Annotated in this window: 21 protein-coding genes and 1 pseudogene; 5 read left to right on the plus strand and 17 right to left on the minus strand. The window is 41.1% G+C overall.

Going from position 1 to position 26,353, the window contains the following annotated elements; translation table 11 throughout:
* The first annotated feature begins 202 nt into the window (after positions 1-202).
* Entirely contained in the window at positions 203-1,264 is a 1,062-nt protein-coding gene (locus VOI46_RS06385) for a hypothetical protein (RefSeq protein ID WP_004588816.1), read from the plus strand.
* 87 nt (positions 1,265-1,351) lie between these two features.
* A pseudogene (locus VOI46_RS06390) lies at positions 1,352-2,418 on the plus strand (hypothetical protein).
* Between the two features lie 60 nt (positions 2,419-2,478).
* Here the strand turns inward: VOI46_RS06390 and ttcA are convergent.
* From ttcA to ccoN, 11 genes are all read right to left on the minus strand, one after another.
* The gene (ttcA, locus tag VOI46_RS06395; protein WP_004588817.1) at positions 2,479-3,396 is read right to left on the minus strand and encodes a tRNA 2-thiocytidine(32) synthetase TtcA; all 918 of its coding nucleotides are present in this window, start codon (positions 3,394-3,396) and stop codon (positions 2,479-2,481) included.
* 103 nt (positions 3,397-3,499) lie between these two features.
* Entirely contained in the window at positions 3,500-4,426 is a 927-nt protein-coding gene (uspE, locus tag VOI46_RS06400; RefSeq protein WP_024032584.1) for a universal stress protein UspE, read from the minus strand.
* 106 nt (positions 4,427-4,532) lie between these two features.
* On the minus strand, positions 4,533-5,270 hold the full coding sequence (locus VOI46_RS06405) for an FNR family transcription factor (protein ID WP_004588819.1): 738 nt from the start codon (positions 5,268-5,270) through the stop codon (positions 4,533-4,535).
* Positions 5,271-5,338: 68 nt separating this feature from the next.
* The gene (locus VOI46_RS06410; protein WP_004588820.1) at positions 5,339-6,010 is read right to left on the minus strand and encodes a sulfite exporter TauE/SafE family protein; all 672 of its coding nucleotides are present in this window, start codon (positions 6,008-6,010) and stop codon (positions 5,339-5,341) included.
* Entirely contained in the window at positions 6,003-6,170 is a 168-nt protein-coding gene (gene ccoS / locus VOI46_RS06415; protein WP_002963071.1) for a cbb3-type cytochrome oxidase assembly protein CcoS, read from the minus strand. The genes VOI46_RS06410 and ccoS overlap by 8 nt, the downstream gene beginning before the upstream one ends.
* Positions 6,167-8,542 carry a heavy metal translocating P-type ATPase gene (locus tag VOI46_RS06420; RefSeq protein ID WP_004588821.1) on the minus strand — a complete coding sequence of 792 codons (2,376 nt, stop codon included), beginning with the start codon at positions 8,540-8,542 and terminating at the stop codon, positions 6,167-6,169. Before VOI46_RS06420 ends, ccoS begins: the two co-directional genes overlap by 4 nt.
* An 8-nt stretch (positions 8,543-8,550) precedes the next feature.
* Complete coding sequence (locus tag VOI46_RS06425) at positions 8,551-9,042, minus strand: FixH family protein (RefSeq protein WP_004588822.1); 492 nt, start codon at positions 9,040-9,042, stop codon at positions 8,551-8,553.
* Positions 9,043-9,183: 141 nt separating this feature from the next.
* Entirely contained in the window at positions 9,184-10,218 is a 1,035-nt protein-coding gene (gene ccoP / locus VOI46_RS06430) for a cytochrome-c oxidase, cbb3-type subunit III (protein WP_004588823.1), read from the minus strand.
* Positions 10,215-10,400, minus strand: coding sequence for a CcoQ/FixQ family Cbb3-type cytochrome c oxidase assembly chaperone (locus tag VOI46_RS06435; protein ID WP_004588824.1), 186 nt, complete (start codon positions 10,398-10,400; stop codon positions 10,215-10,217). Before VOI46_RS06435 ends, ccoP begins: the two co-directional genes overlap by 4 nt.
* A 5-nt stretch (positions 10,401-10,405) precedes the next feature.
* The gene (gene ccoO, locus VOI46_RS06440; protein ID WP_004588825.1) at positions 10,406-11,080 is read right to left on the minus strand and encodes a cytochrome-c oxidase, cbb3-type subunit II; all 675 of its coding nucleotides are present in this window, start codon (positions 11,078-11,080) and stop codon (positions 10,406-10,408) included.
* A 12-nt stretch (positions 11,081-11,092) separates the two neighbouring features.
* Positions 11,093-12,526: a cytochrome-c oxidase, cbb3-type subunit I gene (gene ccoN / locus VOI46_RS06445; RefSeq protein ID WP_004588826.1), complete on the minus strand. Its 1,434-nt coding sequence runs from the start codon at positions 12,524-12,526 to the stop codon at positions 11,093-11,095.
* Between the two features lie 339 nt (positions 12,527-12,865).
* Here ccoN and VOI46_RS06450 point away from each other — a divergent pair, with 339 nt between their 5' ends.
* Positions 12,866-13,291, plus strand: coding sequence for a hypothetical protein (locus VOI46_RS06450; RefSeq protein WP_004588827.1), 426 nt, complete (start codon positions 12,866-12,868; stop codon positions 13,289-13,291).
* Between the two features lie 917 nt (positions 13,292-14,208).
* Complete coding sequence (locus VOI46_RS06455; RefSeq protein WP_004588828.1) at positions 14,209-16,911, plus strand: TonB-dependent receptor; 2,703 nt, start codon at positions 14,209-14,211, stop codon at positions 16,909-16,911.
* A 35-nt stretch (positions 16,912-16,946) separates the two neighbouring features.
* Here VOI46_RS06455 and VOI46_RS06460 read toward each other — a convergent pair.
* A protein-coding gene (locus VOI46_RS06460; RefSeq protein ID WP_086004322.1) for an IS3 family transposase occupies positions 16,947-18,181 on the minus strand; the annotation gives its coding sequence in 2 pieces (ribosomal slippage) (positions 16,947-17,830 and positions 17,830-18,181; 1,236 coding nt in all).
* 141 nt (positions 18,182-18,322) lie between these two features.
* Here VOI46_RS06460 and VOI46_RS06465 point away from each other — a divergent pair.
* Positions 18,323-19,675, plus strand: a complete 1,353-nt coding sequence (locus VOI46_RS06465; protein ID WP_004588904.1) for a hypothetical protein — start codon at positions 18,323-18,325, stop codon at positions 19,673-19,675.
* A gap of 66 nt (positions 19,676-19,741) precedes the next feature.
* On the opposite strand, the gene VOI46_RS06470 is transcribed toward VOI46_RS06465, so the two are convergent.
* Genes VOI46_RS06470 through VOI46_RS06490 form a run of 5 tightly spaced genes read right to left on the minus strand, consistent with a single transcriptional unit; the run spans position 19,742 to position 26,317 of the window.
* Positions 19,742-19,993 (minus strand): hypothetical protein, encoded by a 252-nt coding sequence (locus VOI46_RS06470; RefSeq protein ID WP_004588905.1) that lies wholly within the window; start codon positions 19,991-19,993, stop codon positions 19,742-19,744.
* Positions 19,994-20,010: 17 nt separating this feature from the next.
* Positions 20,011-20,847 carry a peptidoglycan binding protein CsiV gene (locus VOI46_RS06475; RefSeq protein ID WP_004588906.1) on the minus strand — a complete coding sequence of 279 codons (837 nt, stop codon included), beginning with the start codon at positions 20,845-20,847 and terminating at the stop codon, positions 20,011-20,013.
* Complete coding sequence (mfd, locus tag VOI46_RS06480) at positions 20,847-24,320, minus strand: transcription-repair coupling factor (RefSeq protein ID WP_282338513.1); 3,474 nt, start codon at positions 24,318-24,320, stop codon at positions 20,847-20,849. Before mfd ends, VOI46_RS06475 begins: the two co-directional genes overlap by 1 nt.
* A 51-nt stretch (positions 24,321-24,371) precedes the next feature.
* Complete coding sequence (locus VOI46_RS06485) at positions 24,372-25,265, minus strand: carbon-nitrogen hydrolase (protein ID WP_004588908.1); 894 nt, start codon at positions 25,263-25,265, stop codon at positions 24,372-24,374.
* Positions 25,262-26,317 carry an agmatine deiminase family protein gene (locus tag VOI46_RS06490; protein WP_004588909.1) on the minus strand — a complete coding sequence of 352 codons (1,056 nt, stop codon included), beginning with the start codon at positions 26,315-26,317 and terminating at the stop codon, positions 25,262-25,264. The genes VOI46_RS06485 and VOI46_RS06490 overlap by 4 nt, the downstream gene beginning before the upstream one ends.
* Positions 26,318-26,353 lie beyond the last annotated feature (36 nt).

Below are 26,353 nucleotides of genomic sequence, written 5' to 3' on the forward strand. Positions count from 1 at the left end.
TACTAAATATTGCAATTATTTGAATTTAAATAATTGAATATACAGTCAATATAGATTTAGCAGAATTTAAATGATAATAAATTGTTGCATTTTTGAGCGTTGTTCCTAATGCTGGTCAATGCATGTGCGCCTGCACATGTGTAAATGAATACCTTAAGTACATAGGCATAAAAATAAAACACTGAACACATTAAGGATTTATATGAACAACTCAAAACGAACACACACACTTAAATATCTACTTTTTGCCAGCGCTGCGTTTTTAATGAGCTTTTCTGCACTGAGTAAAGATCACAAAATTATACTGATCCACGGCTTGCAGGTATCGCAAATAACCAATAAGTCGGGCAGCGATGTAATACACGACGGTGAAACCTATTGGCAAACCTATTGGAATAACCGTGCTGATGAACGTATTGATTGGCCTGCCTATGAGCGCATTGAAGGTAAAATTGCGACCGATTGGGTATGGCCTAAATTAAAGCAAATATCGCGTTCTAACTTATGTGCTGATGGCTGTGTGTTAGTGACGCATTCAACAGGCGATTTAGTTGCTCGCCATATTATTGATAACCAAGCTAATTGGCTTGAAAATGCAGGCTTTACGCCACTTAATATTGTGGCGACCTTTGATTTAGCGGGAGCAGGGGGCGGCAGCGAGCTTGCCGATATTGCCGTAAGTGCTTTAAATGGCGCAGCATGGAACTTTGCAGTGGATGCAGCACTCAAATGGTGGTTAGGCAGCGATCTAACAGAAGCGGTGGGCGTATTACACGATTTAAAAGTAAATAACGCACGCAAAATTTCGCCGTTTCCAGATGCGCGTACGCCGCGTTTACGTTTTGTAGCCGATGGTAATGAGTACCTAGGTTTAACGGGCGGGTTTTTAAAAGGGAATGATGATTCGGTGGTGGCATCGCATTCATCGTGTGGAGCAAGCGCGGCTAAATCGTTTGGTAGTTGTAGTAGCAGTATTGATACTAATGGCCAGTTAAAATCACAAGACGATGCCGTTAATAGCTTTATGCCGCACCATTATCCAATGATGATGAGCGACAGTTACAGCCACAACGAGATCCATAATGCGCAGCGCAAAGGGAATGTCACAATTGCCATGAACAACATAAATGTAGATGGTCAAAATGTCGGCTTTAACACATTTGATAAAACAACGGGTACTTGGTTTTGGAAAAAACACTACCGCTATATTAAGGATTCAAACACGCAAAGCGCCTCGGCACTTATTTATAACGTGATCCCTTAATAAGTACCTAAATTTTATAAACGCGTTAGGTATTAAACGCTAGAGCGTGTAGTTATTTGCTGCACGCTTTTAAAGGATTGATGCAACATGAAAAAGTTTTACATTGGTGCCGCTGTAGTCAGTATTGCGATGTTTTTACTGTGGTTTACAAATAAAAATGAAGTTAAAACGCTTGAGCCTCCCGCTGCACTGGCAATAAAAAACAAGACAGATCCAGCAAGCCCAGATAAAAACACAGTAATAACCATTGATGTGCCAAAACAAAAACAGGCAAAAAGCCCTCCCAAAATACATTATGATCAGCACTTGGCCAGTGCTGCAGAGCATGTGGCAATGCAATACCAAAGCGCACTAAAATACCCACCTTATTCGCAGCCCTTAAGCGCACTTGATGAAGACCGTTTAAAGCCCAATCAGTTTTACCCAGTTACAAGCCCCATTGACGATGCGGGTAATGCCCTCGTTGTTAGTTTAGATAAATATCGGTTTGTATATCCGCAAGAAATAACTATTAATATTGCTGCGCAAAACCTAGCAGAGGTAAATGTAGCGCTAAGCAATACCGATACCAAAGCGTCAATCAGTTCAAAAACCAGCACAGCTCAGCAGGGTGAAGCCACGGTGCGCTTTAAAGCCAGTGAAGACTACCCGCGAAATTTACAGCTATTTGTAGAGGCAAATGTTGCAGGTAAAAAGGTACCTGCAGTTGCGCAAATACAGTATATGCCGCCCAGTGCGACGCTTATTGATTTTGATAATGCCTATGCACAAAACGAAAACATGATAGCCACAGCCCATTTAAAGGTGCTTAAAAACGGCTTATATAGAATTAGAGCTAATTTATACAGTATACGACCCCACTTGCACATTTGGTGACTAAAAAGAAACTTTCAAAAGGCAGTTAAACGGTGGATTTAAAGGCGCATTGGTCGGTATTACCACAAGGGGTGGTTAACATGCGTTTAAGTGACTTTGTGATAGAGCGCATGTCGCCAAGCCCAGGTGAGCGTAATAGTTTTGGTAGCAGTGACATTACTGAGTTTGAAATTACAGATTTTGCCTACGATAGTTTGCAACAGTTGCCTTATCAAGCAAACGAGCAAGAACGAATGAGCTTAGAGTTTTTAAAAGGGTTAGCTGATAAAGGTGCTTAGGAGGATTAATGAGTATAAAAAAAGGGGCGAGTAGCCCCCTTAACTGTATTTTTAAAACCGTTAGCTTAGGTTAATAGTAACCACATCAGCTTGCTGCTGTTGGTTTTCATCTTCATCGCTTACAGGCGCGTTAGGTATATCTGGTTTATCGAGTGCTATATCGCCGCCATCAATAACGTCGCCGGTTTTTAGGTTTTCAAAGTCAAATAGTTCTGTATCGGCTAAATGCGAAGGCACCACATTTTGCATTGCAGTAAAAATACTCTCAATACGCCCAGGGTGGTCTTTATTCCACTGCGCTAGCATGTTTTTAGTGTGTTTACGTTGCAGGTTTTCTTGTGAGCCACATAAGTTACACGGAATAATAGGGTAGCCTTGGCTAAATGCGTATTTACTTATATCGGCTTCTTTACAATAAGTGAGGGGACGAATAACCATATGCTCGCCGTTATCGCTCATTAATTTAGCCGGCATGCTTTTAAGTTTACCGCCGTAAAACATGTTTAAAAAGAGTGTTTCGATCATGTCATCGCGGTGATGGCCAAGGGCAATTTTAGTTGCGCCCATTTCTTTGGCTGTACGGTACAAAATACCACGACGTAGGCGAGAGCAAAGCGAACACGTGGTTTTGCCCTCAGGAATGATATCGGTAACAATGCTGTAGGTGTCTTCTTCTACAATTTTGTATTCAATATCTTGTTTATCAAGGTACTCAGGTAAAACGTGTTCAGGAAACCCGGGTTGTTTTTGATCGAGATTAACAACAAATAAATCAAATTTAATAGGCGCCACACGCTTTAAATGTTTAAGCATATCAAGCATGGTGTAACTGTCTTTACCACCCGATAGGCATACCATTATACGGTCGCCTTCTTCTATCATGTTAAAGTCCATGACGGCTTGGCCAGTAAGACGGCGTAAACGCTTTTGTAGCTTATTTAAGTTGTATTGAGCTTTGGCTTGAGCTGAGTGAGACACTACGCCCCCTTATAAAACAATGCGGCAAATTATTTGCTGAAAATAAAGGGGCGTATTATATACCCAAGTACTATGGGTATTAAAGCGCTAGTTAAGGCTTTGTTTAACTTTTGGCAAGCGGGCTTACATAGCCATCAGGTTTTAATGCCAAGACATCGCAATCTAGGCTATCAATTACGTGCTCGGCAGTGTTGCCAACCAATGCGGCACTTAGCCCCGTACGCCCTACGGTGCCAATCACCACCAGTTCGCTATTTAAGCGGTTTGCTACATCGGGGATCACATCCTCCGGTAGGCCTTCTTCTATAAAGCATTGCTCATTAGTTAAACTAAAGGTTTTAGCAAGCTCGTTGGTAGATTCTATGTGGTGTTTTTTTACAGATTCGTTATAAAGGCCTGGGTTAAATTCAGGTATCTCTATGGCAATATTAATGGGTGTAGCAGGGTAGGCATTAACTAAATTAAGTTTAGCGTTGGCAAGTTCACATAAAAATTGTGCATCTTTAATAATGCGTTTATTAAGGGCTACATGCTCATCGTTTTCACTAACCGCATTGACCGCGGCTAAAATATTACCTTGCTCAGGCCAGGCCATTTCTTTTACAAATAACACAGGTGTGGGACATTTACGTACTAAGTGCCAGTCGGTAGGGGTAAAAATAACCGATTTTAGCGCACCATGCTGATGGGTACTTTTAACCACTAAATCGTATTCTTGTTCAATCACGGTATTAATAATGGCTTCAAAAGGGCGGTTATGCCAGACCACTTGGGTGGTGATATTTACATCTGGGTAGGTAGAAATTATATCCTTAAGCCATAATTCTCTATCGTTTATAACGGCTTTTCGCATTGCTTCGCGCTCTTCAAACGACAGCATAGTTGTCATTTCGTAAGAAAAGTCGTAAACAGTCATAAAGGCGGTAATACTGGCGCCTGACTTTTTGGCTAAATCAATCGAGCGAGCTAAACCGTGATGGTCATCCTTAGTGGGATCAATAACGGCTAAAATACGTTTAATAGTGTTCATATGCTACTCCCTTTTTAACTTACTTTCAGTGTAACGTAAATACACAGCAGTTAAAGGGGTAGCACACAAATTGTTGTTCTAAATCAAAGTTACAACATCTGTTAGCCTAGCAAGGCTTAATTATTGCTGCCGTTTTGGCAAGTGCGTCACTGTCTAAAATAGTAATAAATTTACCTTCTACCTTTATTAAGTCCGCTTTTTGAAAACGACTTAATAAGCGGCTGATGGTCTCAACGGTTAGGCCTAAGTAGTTACCTATTTCACCACGAGTCATGGTAAATCTAAACTCTTTACGCGAGAATCCGCGCTCGCCAAAGCGCTCCGAAAGGTTATAAATAAAGCTCGCTAGGCGCTCTTCTGCCGATTTTTTATTAAGAAGTAGCAGCATTTCTTGATCGTAGGTAATTTCGCTACTCATTAAACGCATAATTTGTTGGCGAAGTTTGGGTAATTTACCTGCTAACTCATCGAGTGTATCAAACGGGATTTCGCATACCATTGATGTTTCAAGTGCTTGCGAAAAGCTCTGATGAGCCATTTTACTAATAGCATCAAAGCCGATTAAATCGCCGGCTAAGTGAAAACCGGTAATTTGCTCATCACCTTGTTCAGACAATGTGTACGATTTAAATGAGCCTGAGCGTACTGCATAAATTGCATTAAGCGCAGCACCGGATTCAAACAAGTAGTCGCCTTTGTGCAGAGGCTTTTTGCGTTCAATGATTTCGTCAAGTTTATCCATTTCTTGGCCATTTAACGAAAACGGCAAACACAATTGGCTGATGCTGCAGTTGTTACAGCTAATTGCACAATTACTTTTAGCGCGACTTTGAGAGAAATCCATAATTTAATCCGTTTTAATTTTTATACACAGCAATGAAAATAAGCCGAGAGGCTTAATACAGCTGACGATTAATGTACTAGTTTGTCGGTGGCAATGATCAACAAGTACATACCATACCAAATTATAATACTGCCTAACACAATTCGCGTCCATGGGTGGTTAATAACACTATTAAGTTTTTGGGCGGCTAGGCCTAAGGTGATCATAGCTGGAAAGGTGCCAAGCGCAAAGCAAAGCATCACTAGGGCACCATCAAATGCGCTAGGGCTGGTCATTGCCCATGTGAGCGCTGAATAAACCAAACCACAGGGTAGCCACCCCCACAACGCGCCGTAACCCAATGCTTTAGCCGTTGAATCTACCGGCATTAAATATTTATTAAGCTTAACAATATGCTGCCAAATAAGTGTTTTGCCTATTTTTTCAAGCCATTGCAAAGTGGGGCCTAAGCGCATTATATACACGCCTACCAGCAGCATAAAAATAGCCGCAATGAATGAAAGGGTTATAGAAAAAAACGTATTTTGCTTTGCAAATTGGCTACTTATACCCGCAACGAGTGCGCCAGCCAGCATGTAACTACACGCTCGGCCAAGGTTATAAGCAAATGAATAAATAACAGATTGGCGCTTGTTACTGGCCAATTGCAATGAGCTGGCAATACCACCGCACATGGCAAGGCAATGCCCGCTACCAATTAAGCCCATTAAAAAGGCGCTGGTGTAAAGTGGGTCAATCATTACTTTTGTTGTGTTGTTCTTTATCATCTTCAAACAAAATACTATGACCTTGTTTGTTTAAGTCAGAGAATTGCTCGCTTTTAACGGCCCAAAAAAACACGCCAATGGCAATAATCACAAATAATATGGCAATCGGGATTAAAATATAAATTATGCTCATAACTTTAAAAGCCTTAGTGAATTACTAATCACAATAATTGAGCTGGCAGACATACCAATAACGGCCATCCACGGGGCAACAAGCCCAAGCGCTGCAAGCGGTAAAATAGAGGCATTATACAACAAAGACAGCGCCAGGTTTTGCTTAATGATTCGCCTAGTTTGCTTAGCAACATTGAGTAGGTGCGCAATTGAGGCTAAATCACTGTTTAACAGCACTACATCGGCACTGTTTTTAGAAATGTCGGCACCGGTTTCCATTGCAATGGATAAATGGGCACTGGCAAATACTGGGCTGTCGTTAATGCCATCGCCTACCATGGCAACCACTTCGTTTTGAGATGACCATTGCTCTACGGCGGTTTGTTTATCTTTAGGGGATAGGGCGCTTTGGCTGCTGTTGAGCTTTAATTGTTTTGCTATTTTTTGTCCGGCGTCTGATGCATCGCCTGTGAGCATATGACAGCTCAAGTTTTGTGCTTGTAAGGTACTTATAAGCTCACTGGCACCGGGTTTTACTTTATCTATAAAGTAAAAACGAGCAACTACGCGTTTATTTATAAATAGGCTTGCTTGGGCATTTGTTTTTTTACTGTCAAACCAGCCGCTTTTACCAATAGCGTAATGTTCATCCGCGCTTTGTGCACTAATGCCCATACCTGGGTGTACAGTAATGTTTGTAAGGGCAAGCTCGGTGGTGGCGTATTTATTAAATGCACTGGCTATGGGGTGCTCAGAATAACGCTCTAACTGGGCTGCAATATTAAGCGCTTGCTCTTTAGAGATTGTGTCATCGAGTATATCAATGGCATCTAAGCTAAATTTACCCTGTGTGAGGGTGCCTGTTTTATCAAAGGCAAACAGCGTTAATTGCGAGAGGGTTTCGAGCACATGTGCTTGTTTAATTAGCACCCCTTTGCGGGTGAGCGTGGCTACAGCGCACGTTAATGCGGTAGGTATAGCAAGGCTAAGCGCGCAAGGGCAAGTGGCAACCAATACAGAAATAGTGATCCAAAAAGCGTGCTCTGGGTCAATTTGGTACCAGCCAATGGCCGTTATAGAGGCAAAAACTAGCAAGCAGGCAATAAACCACTGGGCAACTTTATCGGTAATTTCTACCAGTTTAGGGCGCTTGGTAAGCGCTGTGTGTTGTAAGTGTATAATTTGGTTTAGTAGGGTGTTTTGGCCAATTTTATTTATTTTTATTTCTATTACGCCATCGTGATTAACACACCCGGCATACACATTATGGCCAATAAACTTATTAACGGGCTGATGCTCACCGGTCATCATCGACTCATCAACGCTTGTTTGCCCCTTGATAAGCTCTCCGTCAGCGGGAATAGTTTCGCCAGCTTTTATGAGTACAACATCATTAAGCTTAAGCTTTTTAGCAGCAATAATATGCTCTTGGCCGTTATCATCAAGGGTGCGGGCGGTTAAAGGCAGCAGCTTTTGTAAGTTGGCAGTAAACTCGCTGGCTTTTAATCGGGCCCTAAATTCTAGGTATTTCCCTAATAATAATAAAAAGGTAAACATACATACCGATTCAAAATACACTTCGCCTACTTGCATAAATGTGGCATAACAGCTGGCGCTATAAGCCCCAAAAATAGCCAGCGAAACGGGTAAGTCCATATTTAACTGTTTTGCTTTTAAGCCATTAATAGCGTTAGTTAAAAAGGGTAATGCGCTGTATAAAATAACGGGGGAAGCAAGCACTAGGCTTATCCACCTAAAGTATTGCTCAAAGTTATTATCCATACCCGAGAACATGCCAAAGTACATGGCAAAGGCAAACATCATCACTTGCATGGTCATCAGCCCTGCAACACCTAAGCGGCGTACATAGGCTTTTGCTGTTTGTTGCTTTTGTTGGGCTTCGTCATCGGCTTGAAACGGGTAAGCTTTATAGCCAATTTTGGCTAAGGAAGTAATAATTTCGCTCAGCGGGGTTTGGGTTTTATCCCATTGGATCATGGCACGGTTAGTTGAGGTATTAACATCAACGCGCTTTACCGTTTTTAAGCTAAGTAATTGCTTTTCGATAAGCCATGCACACGCGGCGCAGGTAATGCCTTCAACACTTAAAAGTACTTGGGATAAGTTATCGGTTGTGGCTATAAACTCATCTTGTATGTCTTCATTGTCGTAGCTTTTAATAAACGCGAGTTGCTCAGGGACTAACTGCTCTACTTTACCAGCGCGTACGGTGCGGTATTTGTAATAGTCGGTCATGCCTTGGTCAACAATGTTTTTCGCAACCGCTTGGCAGCCAATACAGCACATAGGCTGTGGCGTGTTATCTATTGTTACGGTTGCGCGAAATCCATTTGGCACACTTTCAAGGCAATGAAAGCAAGAAACGCTCATAGTGGTGGCTACTTATAATTTGGGGTAACTAACAAAGGCTGCTCTGTAGGAAGAGTAATGTTTTCTTTTAACTTCCAACTACCATCCACCGGCTCTATAAATACAGAGTAAGCACCTGGTGTGTAGTTATCTAAAAGGGCAGTAAATTCTTTATTTGCATTAGGGGTAAGCGTTGCTTCAAAGTCATGCGCTTTGATGGTGCGATGATAAAAAGACAGCTTTAAAGCGTGTACGTTACTATAATCGCCTTTAGTAAAGGCAAAACTGGCACGCTCGTTTGTAACATTAAGCTTGCCATGTAAAAACAGTGCTTTGGCTTTTTCAAACTTAGTAAGCTCTAAGTTTATTGCTTTGCCTTTTTTATAGTAATCATCAACCACCATATCTGGGCCGTTGCCCACAGCAGTAATAATTAAGGTTATGCACCCAATAATGGCCGCTAGCGGAAAAAAGATTAAAAACCAAGGCCAAAAATTTTTATACCACGGAGTAGGTTGCATAGTTGCTCTAAAATTAGTTTAGGTAGGGCTATTTTATAGCAAATATTTGTAAAAGACTAAAAAAAAGCCTCCGACTGGAGGCTTTTTTGATCTGGATTAATCTGTTGAAATAAAAAGATTAATTAATAGTTAACTCGGTGTTTATTTATCTTGCGATAAACTGTAAACATAAGCAGTTAACAGGTGAATTTTATCTTCACCTAAAATGTCTTTCCATGCTGGCATTACACCGGCGCGGCCATGGTTAAGGGTTTCTTCAACAGCGCGTTGAGAGCCACCGTATAACCAAATGTTATCTGTAAGATTTGGTGCACCAAACGGTAAGTTATGTGCAACAGAGCCTTTACCATCTGCACCGTGACACGCGGCACACATCGCAAACTTAGCGGCACCCGCAGCGGCATCTTTTTGGTTAACTGTACGACCAGACAAGCTAAGTACGTGCGCTGTCATTTCTTTAACGCCTTGCTCACCAAGTGCTGCACTCCAAGAAGGCATTGCTGCTACACGACCATAAAGAAGCGTTTCTTTAATTTTGTCTGGTGAACCACCGTATAACCAATCTTTATCAGTTAGGTTAGGGAAGCCAGTTGCACCACGTGCATCTGAACCATGACATTGCGCACAGTTTTGCGAGAATAAACGCTGACCAATTTCAAGTGCTAACTGGCCGTCTGTTTGTTCATGCTTTTCGCCATTTTCAAGGGCTACTTGCTGCGCTGCATCACCTTCAAATTTAGAGTTAACTAACTCTAATACTGGTACTTGTGCAAGCTTGTTAAAAATAGGACCAAAGCGCTCTTGTGCTGCTTCGTATTCTTTATCAAGCTTTACATAGCGGCCTTCTTCTTTTGCTTTAGCCGTGGCTTCTTTAGATTCCGCTAAAGAGGTAATACCTTGGTTAGAGCTTGTCCATTTACCTAAACCTTCCCAGTTACCTAAACCTGGATAAGCTGCTAAGTAATATACCGACCAAATAAATGTTGCGAAGAACATGTACGTCCACCATTTTGGTAGTGGATTATTTAGTTCGGTAATGCCGTCATATTCATGTCCGCAGTCTTCACCTTCTTTTACGCCAGCATAGTTTTTAAGGTTCCAAACTAATAAGCTAAAAATGATGATTAAGCAGGCTAGGGTTAATACAATAACCCAAATACTCCAAAAGCTAGTCATTTTTCAGACTCCTTTTCCTCGTTAGAGAGTGTGTTGTTATGTTTTTTTTCATCTTCGAAAATGGCATTAGCAGCGTCATCAAAACGATTTTTGCTACGCTTGCTGTATGCCCATACAACAATCACAATAAACAATACTAAAATTACCAGAGTCAAAATGCCTCTGTATGTTCCGTAATCCATAATAATTACTTCAAGTGGGTGCCAAGTTGCTGTAAATACGCGATTAGGGCTTGCATTTCTGTTGCGCCTTCGCCGTTATTCATAGCGTTAACTTTATCAACATCTGCTTGTAGCTCTTCGTCGCTGCCATAACCTAAACCCGGGTGTTTAGGGTTTTCTGGGTTAATAGCAAAAGTATCACGGAAAATTTGTAGTTTTTTCAGAGTCAGGCTGGTATCAACCTTTGTCTCTGCTAACCAAGGAAAACCTGGCATGTTCGACTCAGGAACCACGGCGCGTGGGTCAACTAAGTGTGCATAATGCCAATCGTCCGAGTAACGGTTACCTACACGTGCAAGGTCAGGACCAGTACGTTTAGAACCCCATTGGAAAGGGTGATCCCATACTGATTCGCCCGCTACAGAGTAGTGACCGTAACGCTCAACTTCATCGCGAAAAGGACGAATCATTTGTGAGTGACAGTTATAACAACCTTCACGTACATAAATGTCACGACCTTCCATTTCAAGCGCGTTAAGTGGGCGCAAACCTTCTACAGGTTTTGTTGTATCGTCTTGGAACATTAGCGGAGTAATTTCAACTAATGCACCAAAACTAATAGCAAAAACAGTCAGAATAGCCATTAGGCCAACGTTCTTTTCTACTATTTCATGTTTGTTTTGTGAATTTTTATTGCTCATCATCTCACTCCGTTATGCTAATTGTGCTTGCGCGTCTAACTTCAGTGATTCTTTCTCAGCTGAAATTGTACGCAGAACGTTGTAAGCCATAACTAACATACCTGTAACGATGAATACACCGCCTACAAAGCGCATAATATAGAAAGGATGTGATGCTTCTAAAGACTGAACAAAGCTGTACATTAATGTACCGTCAGAGTTAACTGCGCGCCACATTAGACCTTGCATAACACCTGAGATCCACATTGCAACAATGTAAAGTACAACACCTACTGTGTGTAACCAAAAGTGCGTGTTAACCAATTTAACGCTGTACATACGACCTTGTGCGAATAACGCAGGAATAAGGTGGTAAATAGCACCAATTGAAATCATCGCAACCCAACCTAGTGCACCTGAGTGTACGTGGCCGATAGTCCAATCTGTGTAGTGAGATAATGCATTTACAGATTTAATTGCCATCATTGGGCCTTCAAACGTAGACATACCGTAGAAAGACAATGAAACAACTAAGAAACGCAGTACTGGGTCGGTACGTAGCTTATGCCAAGCGCCAGAAAGCGTCATTATACCGTTAATCATACCACCCCAAGACGGTACAAATAGGATAATAGACATAACCATACCTAAACTTTGCGTCCAATCAGGAAGCGCAGTGTAGTGAAGGTGGTGAGGACCAGCCCAAATGTAAAGTGAAATAAGTGCCCAAAAGTGAACTACCGATAAACGGTAAGAGTAAACTGGGCGACCTGCTTGCTTTGGTACAAAGTAGTACATCATACCTAAGAAACCAGCCGTTAGTAGGAAACCTACAGCGTTGTGACCGTACCACCACTGAACCATGGCATCTACCGCACCTGCGTAGATTGAGTATGATTTAGTTAACGACACAGGCACTGCCATGCTGTTTACAATGTGTAGCACTGCAACAGTAATAATAAAGCCAGCGTAAAACCAGTTAGCAACGTAGATGTGCGATACTTTACGTTTGATCAGCGTACCAAAAAATACCACTGCGTAAACTATCCATACTACCGCGATTAAAATATCGATTGGCCACTCAAGCTCTGCATATTCTTTAGAGCTAGTAATACCCAGTGGTAATGTAATTACGGCTAATACAATAACAAGCTGCCAACCCCAAAAAGAGAAAGCGGCGAGTTTGTCTGAGAAAAGGCGCGTTTGACAAGTACGTTGAACGACGTAATAAGACGTCGCAAAAAGTGCACTGGTACCAAATGCGAAAATTACTGCGTTCGTGTGTAACGGACGTAGTCGAGAGTATGTTAACCATGGTGTATCAAAGTTAAGTGCTGGCCAAGCTAATTGGGCAGCAATCAGAACCCCAATACTCATGCCAACGATGCCCCAAATCACTGTCATAATAGCGAATTGGCGTACAACTTTATAGTTATACTCAGTTTGTGATGCTACTGTTTGGCTCATTTTCTGGCTTCCGCTGCAATAAATGCGTTTAGAAATGAATTACCCACCGTTTAAAGTGGGGCCTACTATTTTCCCCAAGCGTATTACCTAAAACGTTCAAAGCCTGAATGCTTCAGAAAACAAACTCGAGAAACCCTTATTTTTTGCGGGTGAAATGATAAATTTTTTGGCCTAAAAAAGATAGGTCAATTACATAAAATTATGACATCAATCAAAGTTTGTGAGTTTGTTGTTTATTTTTTGATATAGATTGTACCTATATTAACCAAACATCACACTGGCTATTGTTATTTCAAAGCATGCTAATTAAGATTTGTTTTTATTTAGCGCGGATTTGTTATGCATATATATAGATTATCTTTGTTTTTAATGCTGTTTTTTGTATTAACAGGCTGTGACAATGCCAACCTAAAAGATCAAAAAGCACTGTTAAAAACAAATTGCGACACGAATCAGCGCTGTATTTATAATACCGGTGTTAAAGTATGGTTAAGTGATAAAAACATTACCCCCGAAACCCCCTTTAGTATTTACCTTGATTTACCCGCCCACCTAAAAATAGATAACGCTAAGCTTGAAAGTATAACCATGTATATGGGTTTTATTCCGCAAAAGTTCACTAAAGAAGCAACTATTTATAAAAGTGACACTATGGTGGGCATATGCTCTGAGAAAAATATGCTATGGCAACTGATGCTTAATTTAAGCAATGTTCAAACTGGTGATCAAATCACTCACTTTTATAATTTTTACGTAACGTATTAAGAAACCTTTTCATGCCAATCATTTTTTTAGCTGGCGCATAACAAAAGTCAGCTATTAATTAGGTATTACTATAATAAGCTATTCCTATAATAAGGCATTACTATTTAGCGGTACGTCTTATATATGTAGCGCTGCAATAGCAAGTGTATAAAATTGTATTTAAAGCACTAACACATTTAAACCTCTTTGCTGCCTTGTATGCTGTAACCTTTTTGTATTCTCATCTGTTTTATGTTGGTGTGCTTACTCGTTCTTGTTATGGAGTGAATTGCCTTACGGTAATAGGGGGGCTTCGTAATGTTTATAGTAAAAGCGTATTACTTGCATTACTGGGCATGTAAAAAAGTAAATCCTGCTTACTTTAATGATAACTATTTTAATAAAGCTAAACGCCCTCAACTTAAGACCCTCTAATGATTTGCTAAATCAAATAACTCCTCCCGTTCCGAGCAAACGTTGAAGTCTCGCTGAACAAAAAATATTACCAAAAAAACTAAATAAATAGCTTAATAAGACTATTTAAGCGGTAAATCTGCATATTTATGGTTATTAATTTTATTACAGCTTTACGGTTTTACTAATGCGCTGTGATTAATATGTTAATTTTTCTAAAAAGGGTATATTTATCCATTAATTACATTTGATTACAATCTGCATAACTTTGATTTCAGGTGTGTTTTAATTGCTTTGTATTGGTTTTATATCAATGATTTTTAATTGTTTTTTTTAGTTAACACTGCAACAAGTTATAACCTTTGTACCTTTTTTGGTTATTCTTTTTTGATGTTGTATATATAACGATCTTCCATTAAGTTTTTGTTCAGTTAACTCAGCCTAAGTTGCCCCCCTGACTCACAATTCTTATAAAAAGTGAGCATTACCAATCAAGGTAAATTTCCAACAAGTAGGGTTTATTCATGAAAAAATCAACTCTTGGTTTAGCTGTAATCGCAGCAATCCCAATGTTCTCAAGTATGCAAGTAGTAGCGGCCGAAGATGGCGCAAACGCTATTGAAAAAATTCAAGTAACGGGTTCTCGCATTAAGCGTTCGGATATGGAAAACGCCAGTCCAGTTACATTAATTGGTGCAGACGATATTAAAGCAATGGGTGCAACAAGCATCGATAGCGTATTACAAAAGATGACTGCTACTGGCGGTGCAATGACCAACCCAGGTATTAACAATGGTTCGGGTGGTAATGCTTCTATCGATTTACGTGGTTTAGGTTCACAACGTACATTAGTACTTGTAAATGGCCGTCGTATGATCAACTCGGGCACAGGCGCTGCTTCTACTGTCGATTTAAATACTATCCCTGTTTCTATGATTAAATCGGTTGAAGTACTTAAAGATGGGGCATCTGCTGTTTATGGTACTGATGCGGTTGCTGGTGTTGTGAATATCATTTTAAAAGATGATTTCGAAGGCCTAGACATGAATGCTAACACAGCAATCACTGGCGAAGGCGATGCTACAGAAAATTCAGTTGACTTCACTGTAGGTACTTCATTCGATAAAGGTAATATTGTTATCGGTATGCAGTACACTGACCGTGGTAAAGCATCGCAGGCAGATCGTAGCTTTTCTAACTGCCCACTTGCTGAAGGCTCTAACGGACTTTACTGTACAGGGTCTTCATATAACGAAGGCGGTCACATTTGGAACGGTAATGGTGAAAAAGGTACCACCGTTGATGCTAGCGGTAAAGATATTAGTGTTTCATTAATTGATGACTCTGGTGTTACTGGTCGTGGTGGCGATTATCATCGTTACACTAATGAAGATGCTTACAACTATTCTCCTTCAAGCTATCTTTACACGCCAATGGAGCGCTTAAACTTAACTGGTCTTGCTACTTATGAGCTATCTGATGACACAAGTTTATTTGCTGAGTTTACTTATACTAAACGTTGGTCAGAGCAGCAAATGGCGCCTCAGCCAGTATGGTTTGATTTTGAATATACAGAAGATATGGGTGATTCACTTCTAAGTCAAAGCTATGATAATCGTGTTGACTTAGATGGCGATGGCTACTTAGATAAAGATGCAAATGGAAATTACGTCACGCAAGAAACTAACTACCAATACGGTGATAAAATTTCTTACGGACGTCGCATGTCTGATACAGGTGCACGTTATTTTGAACAGTCAGTTGATACAGTAAGAGCTGTTGTTGGTGCTCAGGGTTTCATTAGTGATTACTCTTGGGACATATCAGCTAACTTTGGTCGTAACGATTCAGTTGATAAGCTAAGTAATCTTCATAATATGGGTGCCATTCAAGATCAGATCTTAGAGGGAACTTTTAACCCACTTGATCAAAATGCATGGACATCTGAAGATTTCCGTAAAAATGTTTACACTGAAGTAAACAATGGTGGTAGTCAGTTATTTATCTTAGCAGCATCTGTTTCAGGTGAAATGTTTGAAATGCCAGCTGGTTATGCAGCGTTTGCAGCAGGTGTTGAACGTCGCCAAGAAAAGGCGTGGTATACGCCTGACTCGCTTACAGCTCAAGGCTTAGCTAATGATCCTATGGTAGAACCAACATCAGGTGGTTTTGATGTAAATGAAGCTTATGTGGAATTTGCTATCCCATTACTTGCAGATGCACCTTTTGCTCAAAATGTAGAGCTAAGTGCTGCAATTCGTGCTTTCGATTACAGTACTTTTGGTTCTGATGAAACATGGAAACTAGGTCTTACATGGAAAGTAAATGAAGAATTAATGTTGCGTAGTGTTGTTTCTACAGCTTTCCGTGCTCCAACAGTATCTGAACTTTACTCTGGTAATTCACCTTCTTTCGAGCAAATTAGTTACCCTGGCGCTCAGGAGCAGGCAGAAGTAACTGTAGGTGGTAATGACCAATTAACACCTGAAGAAGCAGATACACTAACGGCAGGTATTGTTTATGAGCCGCAGTGGCTTGATGGCTTCTCAATGACATTGGATTATTACAAAATCGAAATTGAGAATGCAATTGCGTCTGTTGATAATCAATACATTGTTGATCAATGTTTAAATAATGCTGGTAATTCAAGCTCTGCTTTATGCCAATCTTCTAATGTGTCAATGGATGCGACTGGTCGAGTTAAGTTTAATAACCAGCTACAAAATATTGGTGCAGAGGAAACATCTGGTATCGATTTAAACTTAGCGTATAGCTTCGAAGCAGCTGGCTTAAATTGGAAAGCCGGTTTAGATACAACTTATTTAGATGAATATGTAGTAACTGTACTTGATGAGACAGTAGATTATGCGGGTCTTATTACATCAGGGTCTGGTGGGTATGCAGATATTAAATCTAATTTAACACTAAATGTATCAGGCGATCGTTGGGATGCCCAGTACCAAGCGCGTTACATTGCTGGTATGGATAGCTACTCTTGTTTAGATGATGCTGACAGCTGTTATGCACCTACGACTCCTTCTGTCGTTTATCACGATATTAGCGGTAGCTTCTTAGTTAATGATAGCCTGTCTCTATCTGCGGGTATCAACAATTTATTTGATAAGCAACCTCCTTACTACACAGGTAACAACGATTCTAACACTGACCCGTACACATACGATGTACTAGGCCGTCGTTTCTTTGCTGGTGTAAACGTTAAGTTTTAATTAGCACTGTCCCGTCCTGAAATAGGTTGACGGTTTTAATGAAAGACTTGGTGCGAAAGCGCCAGGTCTTTTTTATGCACTTGATTTGGTGTTTTCATATCCAAACTTAAGTGCGGTCGCATTTCATTGTATATAAATATCGATTCTTCAACGAGCTGTTTTAACTCTGCCATATTGCGACATTTATACAGTAAAAACTCTTGCTTTAATATCCCGTTAATACGCTCTGCTAATGCGTTTTGATAACAGTCATACCCATCGGTCATCGATGGTCTAATGCCCTCTTTTAATAGCGCATTTTGATATACTTCAGAGCAATATTGTAAACCTCTATCTGAATGATGAATGGCATCACGTTTATATACGCGTTGCTTAATTGTCATTTCTAATGCTTTGGCTACATCGGTTGCTTTCATTTCATCACTCAGCTCATAACCCATTATTTTTCGACTGTAAGCATCAGTGACTAACGATAGGTAATGCACGCCTTGCGCTGACTTTACGTATGTAATGTCACTAACGAAGACTTCCTCGGCCGCAGTAGGCATGTATTCCTTTAGTAAATTGGGATGCTTGCGCATCCAATGGTTACTGTTTGTCGTTTTAGTGTAATTTTTCTTTGGTTTTACAAGAAAGTCATGCTCTCTCAAATAATCAAAAAAACAATCACGACCTAGTTTAATGCCACGCTCTTGCAGGTCTGGCTTTATCATCAGATAAAGTTTCTTCCCACCAATACGAGGCATGAATTGCCGCCAGTACATCACTAATTCTTTGACTGGCTCCAATTCTTTATTCCGAGCATCTATTCTGCGCATAGCTTGATAGTAACCTTGTCGCGTTATGCCATATGCACGGCATAACGGAGTAAGCTTTATTTGATGGTTTTCTTTTGCGCGCGTGATAGCTCGGATATGTACTTTTTTCGCAAGCCCGCTCCATATTCTTCATCCATAATATTAATCATTTCATCTTTGATTAAATCTTTTAGGCGTAACTCTTCTATCTCGCGCTCTAAACGTTTAATTTTTTGTGCTGGGGTTTCTTTCGATTTAGGCATGTTGGCTATATAAGTTGGTTTAGACCAATCTAATTTACCATGTTTTCGCAGCCATACCAGAACGGTACTGCGGCCTTGAATGCCGTAATGACTTTGCGCTTGTTTATAGGTGAAGTCGCCTTTTTCTACTTGCTCAACAATAGATAATTTAAAGCCTAATGTATAATCTCGCTGAGTACGCTTAACGTCTTTAGTTTTAGTGGTTTTCATAAAATAAGTCCTAAATGTGTAAACACATTTCAGGACAAGACACACATTAATCGTATTAAGGCTCAGTGTTTACTGGGCCTTTTTTATTGAACAAAATTAAGGAGACCAGTACACTTATACACTCAATAAAAGGAGAGTTGTTTGATAAAACAAGACGAAAATTTATCTTTTGTCATAGAACCAGAGTTATCCCCTCGCTCTGAGCAGCGTATCGACCTGTATTTTTCTATACCCAATGAAATGGGTATAAACGTGCAAACCCTCAGTGAAGAGTCTTATTTTAATAACCACTTGAAATCGCACTTAGCTTATAACGCTAAAAACATACACTTACCCTTAGTGCGTAGCCGCTTTGTTAGTAAAAACAAAGGTGAGCAACAAGATTACCGCCAAAACCTTAATTTGTACTGTTATCAGGTGCGTTTAGCGCTCGACGCTGATATTAAAGATGCATTAAAGATTCAAGAAGTGGATGCTTTTTATGCCCGTGCACAAGAGCTGTTTGAGCAAAGTGAAGGGCTGCTAAAAAAGCTACGCAGATATACCCCCGATGATGAAAAGCTGGTGCCGTTTTACACCAATGCCGATAACTATTTAAGTTGGCATGTTGAACAGTCGTTTTTAAAGCTATTAGATGAAGGCCCGCGCAGCAGTGACTTTGCGAAAGAGCGCAACGACTTACTGCAATTTTGTAAAAACGAAAATACATACCGGTTTGAGCAAAATTACAACTCAGAAACCACGTTGCAAGATGGTAACCGCATTACAAATAAAATGCGTTTACTGCAGCGCCTTATAGAGCACGGCGTTATTTTGCATCGCAATACGCGTTATTTAAATAGTTACTTAAAGCGTTTAGTAAAAGGCACGGTTACAGCTGTCATTATGGCATTTGTAATGGTGGTTATACTTAATGCGCGCTCAACCTTTACCGAAGTTACCGCTACCCTTATTTTAATATTGGGGGTTATTTACGGCTTGCGTGAGATATTTAAAGAAGACATTACACGGGTAATTTGGCGTGCTATTGTACGCGGGCGTCCTAAATGGCGGTTTGTATTTAAAAACAGCATCACTAAAGACCGCGTTGCAAGTCAGTTTGTGTGGCTTGAGTACATGCGTTTTAAAAAAATCCCTAGTGAAGTAAAAACAATATTTTCAAAAAGGCGTCAGCAAAACAAGCTAGCCGCGCAGTGGCTGCACTTTGCCAGTGAAACACGTGTTTCAGCTAAAGAGTTTTTACCAGGCTACGATACTCTACAGCAAAGTATGCGTTTTAATTTGGCGCCCTTTGCACGGTATTTAAAACGCGGCGAGGGCAAGCTGTATCATTTAGATGGTAATAAAATATCAAAGCAAGCGGTTGAAAGGCGCTACCAGTTAAATTTGGTGATGGTATTAAAAGACGAGGAAAGAACTTTATACCAGCGTTACAAAATAACCCTCAATCGCAGTAAAATAGTTAATATTGAACTTATTTACTCTAAAAAATAGAAAATAAAAAAGGGATAGCAACGGCTATCCCTTAGTGTCATGTAAATTACCTAATTTAGCGCAGTATTACTGTGTAATACCGTGCTTAGAATAAATAGTTACCTTGTCTGAAACGAGTGTTATTTCAATGTTTTTAGACTCATCACCCCATACACAATTAGTATGTAGGGTTTTTTCTACGCAGTTATCAGCAGAGCCTAAAATAGCTTCTACTTCGGCTTTATCCATGCCAACTTCAATTTTTTCGTAGTTTTCTAGGCTTACTTTTGAACAAGCTGCCAGGCTTAGCGTTGCTGCGATGATCAGGAGTTTTTTCATTGTTATGTCCTATTGATTTAGTGTTTATACTTTCGTATTTGTACAATCATGCCCATACGAGGATGATCAAAGTAATGGATTTCACCACTAATTACACGTTTAAATTGTGAAAAGCGGGCCGATTCTATATCCCCATTAGGTAGTTTTTCGTTTACGTCAAAATCAGCGGTTATGTAAAGGTAGTGGCGTAAATGTATTTTAAATAAACCATCTAGCTCCCAATAGCTTAGGGGCTGCTCTGAGGTATCAAATAGCTGTGGCTTACTTTGTACTAAGCTAATAAAGTCGGGATTTGAATAATTAGGCGTAGTGTTAACGTCGCGTTTTATATGATCACCAGAAATTAAATGTACGCTTGGCGCACGCGATTTACTTGCCCCTTCAAAGCGCCAGCCAGTATGCAGTAGCGGGGCTAAACCTTTTCTGTCTAAAGCGCGGCGCTGGGCAGTAAATTGTAATTGCTCAGGTGCGAGTAAATAGGGCTCATCCATCGTATCTTGTGCCGGTGCTAATGGCGTAACGGGCAACTCGTCGTAACTTTGCATAAAGTCGATACTGTTATCACACACACCCGATTGTGGGTTGGCATTAACTAAAGAATCGGTAAACGAGCGTTTTTGAAAGCGACTATCGCCATCTATACATGCCTGCATAGCTTGCTCTGTGTATAATGGGGTGAGTAACTCTAACGTATTTTTCGCCTTAATGGGCTCGTGCTTTAAGCTAAAGTCTTCTTGTAAATAGGGGGCAGGGCGCTGTTTAAATACCAGCACTTCTACTTCAAACCAACGTTCTGCAAATGCGGTGCTGCTAAATAAGCAACATAACACGATAAGCGATTTTTTTAGCAACATTAATGGCTAACCTTTTTTTCGAAATCTGCAATCATTGCAGTGACCATTTTTAAGCGTTCACGAGGGTTTACCTCATTAATTGCAAAGCGCAATTTATTTGCGCCATCCATTTTGTACACATGGGGTGCACTTTGTATCAAGCCTATGATGAAGCTAGGATTAACCTTCGTATTTTGGCTAAATTCAAAGTAGCCCCCTTTAGGGTTTGCCTCTATTTTTGTAATTCCTAAATCGCTAGCACGCATTTTTAGTTGCTGCATACTAAATAGGTTTTTAGTGGCATCAGGTAATAAACCAAAGCGGTCTATTAGCTCTACTTGTAATTCGTCCATATCGGCAAGGTTAGCACAACTTGCAATGCGCTTGTACATACCTAAACGCGCATTAACATCGTGTATGAAATCATCAGGTAGTAAGGCAGGGAGTTTTAAATCAACTTCAGTTTGCTGCTGAAGCAGGTTTTCAAGCGTTGGCTCTTTACCATTTTTAAGGGCATTAACCGCTTGCTCTAGCATTTCCATATACAAGCTAAAGCCAATAGTTTGCATTTGCCCTGATTGATCGTCGCCTAATAGCTCACCCGCACCACGTATTTCTAAATCATGTGTAGCAAGGGCAAAACCTGCGCCTAAATCTTCCAACGACTCGATTGCTTGTAAGCGTTTGGTGGCATCTTTAGAAAGTGCTTTAGCATCGCCGGTTAATAAATAAGCATACGCTTGGTGGTGGCTTCGCCCAACACGACCGCGTAATTGGTGTAATTGCGCAAGGCCAAGTTTATCGGCTCTGTCCATAATAATAGTATTAGCAGTAGGCACATCAATACCGGTTTCGATAATGGTGGTACATACCAGTACATTGTATTTTTGGTGATAAAAGTCTGTCATTATTTGCTCAAGCTCTTGCTCGCGCATTTGCCCATGAGCAGAGGTGACACTAGCCTCTGGTACCCATTCGCTGATCTCTTGCGAGACTCGCTCAATAGTCTCAACATTGTTATGCAAAAAGTACACTTGGCCGCCGCGTTTAATTTCACGCAGTATGGCTTCGCGTATTAAGTCGCTGTCGCGTTGGCGTACAAAGGTTTTAACTGCTAAACGCTTAGCAGGTGGGGTGGCAATAATAGATAAATCACGCATGCCGCTCATCGCCATATTTAAAGTACGCGGAATAGGCGTTGCAGTAAGGGTTAATATATCTACATCAGCACGTAATGACTTTATTTTTTCTTTTTGGCGTACACCAAAGCGGTGCTCTTCATCAACAATCAGTAAACCTAAGTCGTTAAATTTAATATCTTGCTGAATTAATTTATGCGTTCCAATAACGATATCTAGTTTACCGTCGGCCATTTTTTCAAGCGTGTCTTTTTGCTCTTTAGTTGAATTAAAGCGCGACAACACTCCCACTTCGATAGGAAAATCGGCAAAGCGGTCTTTAAAGTTTTCATAATGTTGCTGAGCCAGCAGGGTGGTTGGTACTAACACGGCTACTTGTTTGTTATCGTTAACCGCTACAAACGCGGCACGCATAGCCACTTCTGTTTTACCAAAGCCTACATCACCACACACTAAACGGTCCATAGCAAGTCTTGATTGCATATCACCAAGTACGGCTTCAATAGCATTACGCTGATCGTCGGTTTCTTCAAATGGAAAGCTGTCGCTAAATTGGCGATAGCTTTGCCCATCGAGTGCAAATTTATTACCTGGTTTTGCTTGGCGCTGTGCGTAAATATCTAACAGCTCCGCGGCTACATCACGTACTTTTTCAGCGGCACGCTTTTTGGCTTTCTCCCAGGCATCTGAGCCAAGTTTGTGAAGCGGGGCGCTTGCTTCTTCACCGCCCGAATAACGGCTTAGCATATGCAGTGCCGATACCGGCACATACAGTTTTGCTTCACCGGCATAGGTAATGGTAACAAACTCAGTGATTACGCCTGCTGCGTCAATTGTTTGCAGGCCTTGATAGCGACCAACACCGTGATCAAGGTGAACAATTGGCTGGCCCTCTTTAAGCTCGGCTAAGTTGCGAATTAACGCATCTTGGCTTGCTTCGTATTTATGTTTACGGCGCCTGCGTTGTGACACCTTAATACCTAACAGCTCTTGCTCGGTAATAATAGAAAGGCTCGGTTTTGTACCCAGTACAACACTTTGCTCAAGAGGGCTTACAATTAAGCCTACATCGCTTTGGCTTTGTGTAAATTGCTGTAAGCTTTCAAATTCTTTAAACTTTAAGCCGCTTGGCTTAAGCACGCTTAATAAAGACTCGCGGCGACCATCAGACTCAACACTTAATAAAATACGGCTTTTTTTCTTTTTTTGTTCTGCCACATAGTTAATAAATGCGCCGTAGGGTTCGTGTTGTTTATGATCGATTCGTACTGCGGGCAGCTCGCTCACATTTAAGTTTTTATTGCCTGCTTTAGTGGGTAATTTAGCTTGCGATAAACGTATTCGTGCAAATTCACCTAAATTAGAAAACAACTCATTAATAGGTTGATACAACTCGCTGGGCGCCAGTAGTGGACGCAGGGGATCTACTTTACGGTTTTCGTAGCGTACGTTTACATCGTGCCAAAAGGTATCTGCGGCGTGTTCTAAATCACCTAGTTGCATAACCGTAGTGGTGTTTGGCAAGTAATCAAAAATGGTGGCAAGCTTTTCAAAAAACAGCGGCATGTAGTATTCAATACCCGCAGGCCAAGTACCTTTGCTTACTTGCATGTAAACAGAGTCTTGCTCTGAGCTGGCCCCAAATTTGTCGCGATAATTTATTCTAAAACGCTCAACGTCTGCTTCGTTGGTTGGAAATTCATGCGCGGGCAGTAACTCAATTTTATCTACTTTTTCATCTGAGCGCTGGGTTTCTACGTCAAATAAACGAATAGAGTCGAGTTCATCATCAAAAAAGTCGAGCCTAAATGGGTGCACACTGCCCATTGGGTACAAATCAACAATAGAGCCACGTATTGCGTATTCGCCGTGCTCCATTACCTGTTGTACGTTTAAATATCCTGCTTGTTCTAAATTACTGCGCAGGTTATGGGTGTCGAGTTTATCGCCTACTTTAAAATTAAGGGTAGAGCCATAAATAAACGAAGCAGGCGCAGTACGTAGCATTAACGTAGATACAGGCACTATAAGTACGCTTTGCTGCTCGTTTTTTAAAGTGTTTAAAGTGGCTAAGCGCGCTGAAATAATATCTTGGTGCGGAGAAAAATGGTCATACGGCAAGGTTTCCCAATCAGGAAATACCATTACCGGGTTATCTGGCAATAAGTATTCGAGCTCGGTTTCAAGCCGTAATGCGCTTGGCGTATCTGGCGTAACTATAAGCACTAAATCGTTTTGCTGTTTTACACCTTCTGCAATGGCTATACTTAGTGCACTGCCAGTTAGCTGCCCCCATTGAATTTTATCTTTTTGAGATTTTACCCACGGCAAGGCTGCCCATTGCTCAAACGCCATTTAGTGCTCCATTTTTTAGTTGGCGTTTGCTTACAAACGCCTTGCAGTTATTTAGTCTCGGTAAATTTTTGTTAAGTCTTGATAATGATCAATTCTGCGGTCGCGTAAGTACGGCCATATACGTCTTACGTTTTCAGAGGCTTTTTGATCAAGTTCTACTACTAAAATTTGCTCATCAGTATTGTTCGCCTCTGAGAGCATTTCGCCTTGAGGGCCTGCAATAAACGAGTTACCCCAAAATTGTATACCTTCGCTTTGTCCGCTAGGGTCGTTTTCGTGCCCTACACGGTTACAGCTAATAACGGGTACGCCGTTCGCAACCGCATGCGCACGCTGGCTTATTACCCACGCGTCTTTTTGGCGTGTTTGCTCTGCGTTATCATCACGTGGATCCCAGCCTATTGCGGTTGGGTAAATTAGTACTTCTGCGCCAGCCATGGCCATTAAACGGGCCGCTTCAGGGAACCATTGATCCCAGCATACTAAAACACCTAATTTACCTACTGAGGTTTGAATTGGCTCAAAGCCTAAATCGCCTGGGGTAAAGTAAAATTTTTCGTAAAAGCCAGGGTCATCAGGAATGTGCATTTTACGGTATTTACCCGCAATGGTGCCGTCTTTTTCAAGTACCACCGCGGTATTGTGATAAAGCCCAGTGGCACGTTTTTCAAACAGTGAAGCCACAATAACGATGCCGAGCTCTTTAGCAAGCTCGCCCAGTGTATTTGTGCTTGGACCCGGAATTGTTTCGGCTAGGTCAAATACATCAACATCTTCTGTTTGGCAAAAATACAGACTACGATGCAGCTCTTGCAAAACCACAAGCTGTGCGCCTTGCTTAGCAGCATCACGAATGCCAGCAATCGACTTTGCCATATTTTGGCAGGCGTTATCACTGTTAGTTTGTTGCACTAAGGCAACGGTTAATTTTGCAGGGCTTGTCATTGTGCTGCTCCAGCTAAAAATCCACGAGGTAATTGCATGGTAATGCAATGTAAACTACCAAATTGTTCAATAATAGGTAGGCAATTAACGCCAATAATAGTGTGCGCTGGGTATGCTTTTTGAACTTGCGCTAGCGCCAGTGCGTCGTTGTCATCGTTATACGTCGGGACTAAAACCGTATTATTGATAATCAAGTAGTTTGCGTACGTTGCCGGTAAACGGGTGTTGTCATCATCAAACACTGGTTTTGGCCACGGCAAATCAATTAACGTATATGGGGTATTATTTTGCGTTTTAAAGCTTTGCAGCTGCTTTTCCATCGCATCTAATGCGTTAAAGTGCTCATCTTCTTTAGCATCGCACTTAACATACACAAGTGTATTATTGGGGGCAAAACGTACCAGTGTGTCGATATGGCTGTCGGTATCGTCACCGGCTAAGTAGCCATGATCCACCCATAAAAAGTCAGTTGCGCCTAAATGCGTTGTTAAAATTGACTCAATATCGCCTGCTGATAAATTGGGGTTGCGATTTTTATTCAGTAAACATTCGCTGGTTGTAAGCAACACACCGTGTTCGTTAATTTCAATGCCGCCACCTTCAAGTACCACATTCAGGGCTTGGTAATCAGTGCTTGGATTACTTAGCTGGTTTACCAGTACTGCGTTAATTTTATTATCGAGGGCACTTTCGAATTTATTACCCCAGCCATTAAAGATAAAGTCGTAAATTTTAAGTTGGCGAGCGTCGTCAATATTTGCGCAGGTAATAGGGCCGTGATCGCGTGCCCAGGTATCGTTTGTTGGTGTAACAACAAAATGCACTTGGCTTAAGTTTATATTCGCTTTTGTAAGCAAGGCAGTAATGTGGCTTTTAAGCGCCGTGTTATGGGCAACAATAACAAGCTGCTGCACGGCTGTGATATGCGTTGCAAGCTCAACATAAACAGGCTCTACGCGTTCAAGCGTATCAGCCCAGTCGGTCTGTGCATGGGGCCAGGTAAGCATAACGGCGTCTTGCTCAGCCCATTCAGGTAGAAGTCTAAAGTTCATGAAGTTTTGATACAAATTACGGTGGCGCTAGTTTAG

The sequence above is a fragment of the Pseudoalteromonas sp. CuT4-3 genome (assembly GCF_035666335.1).
GTDB classification, from domain to species: domain Bacteria; phylum Pseudomonadota; class Gammaproteobacteria; order Enterobacterales; family Alteromonadaceae; genus Pseudoalteromonas; species Pseudoalteromonas atlantica.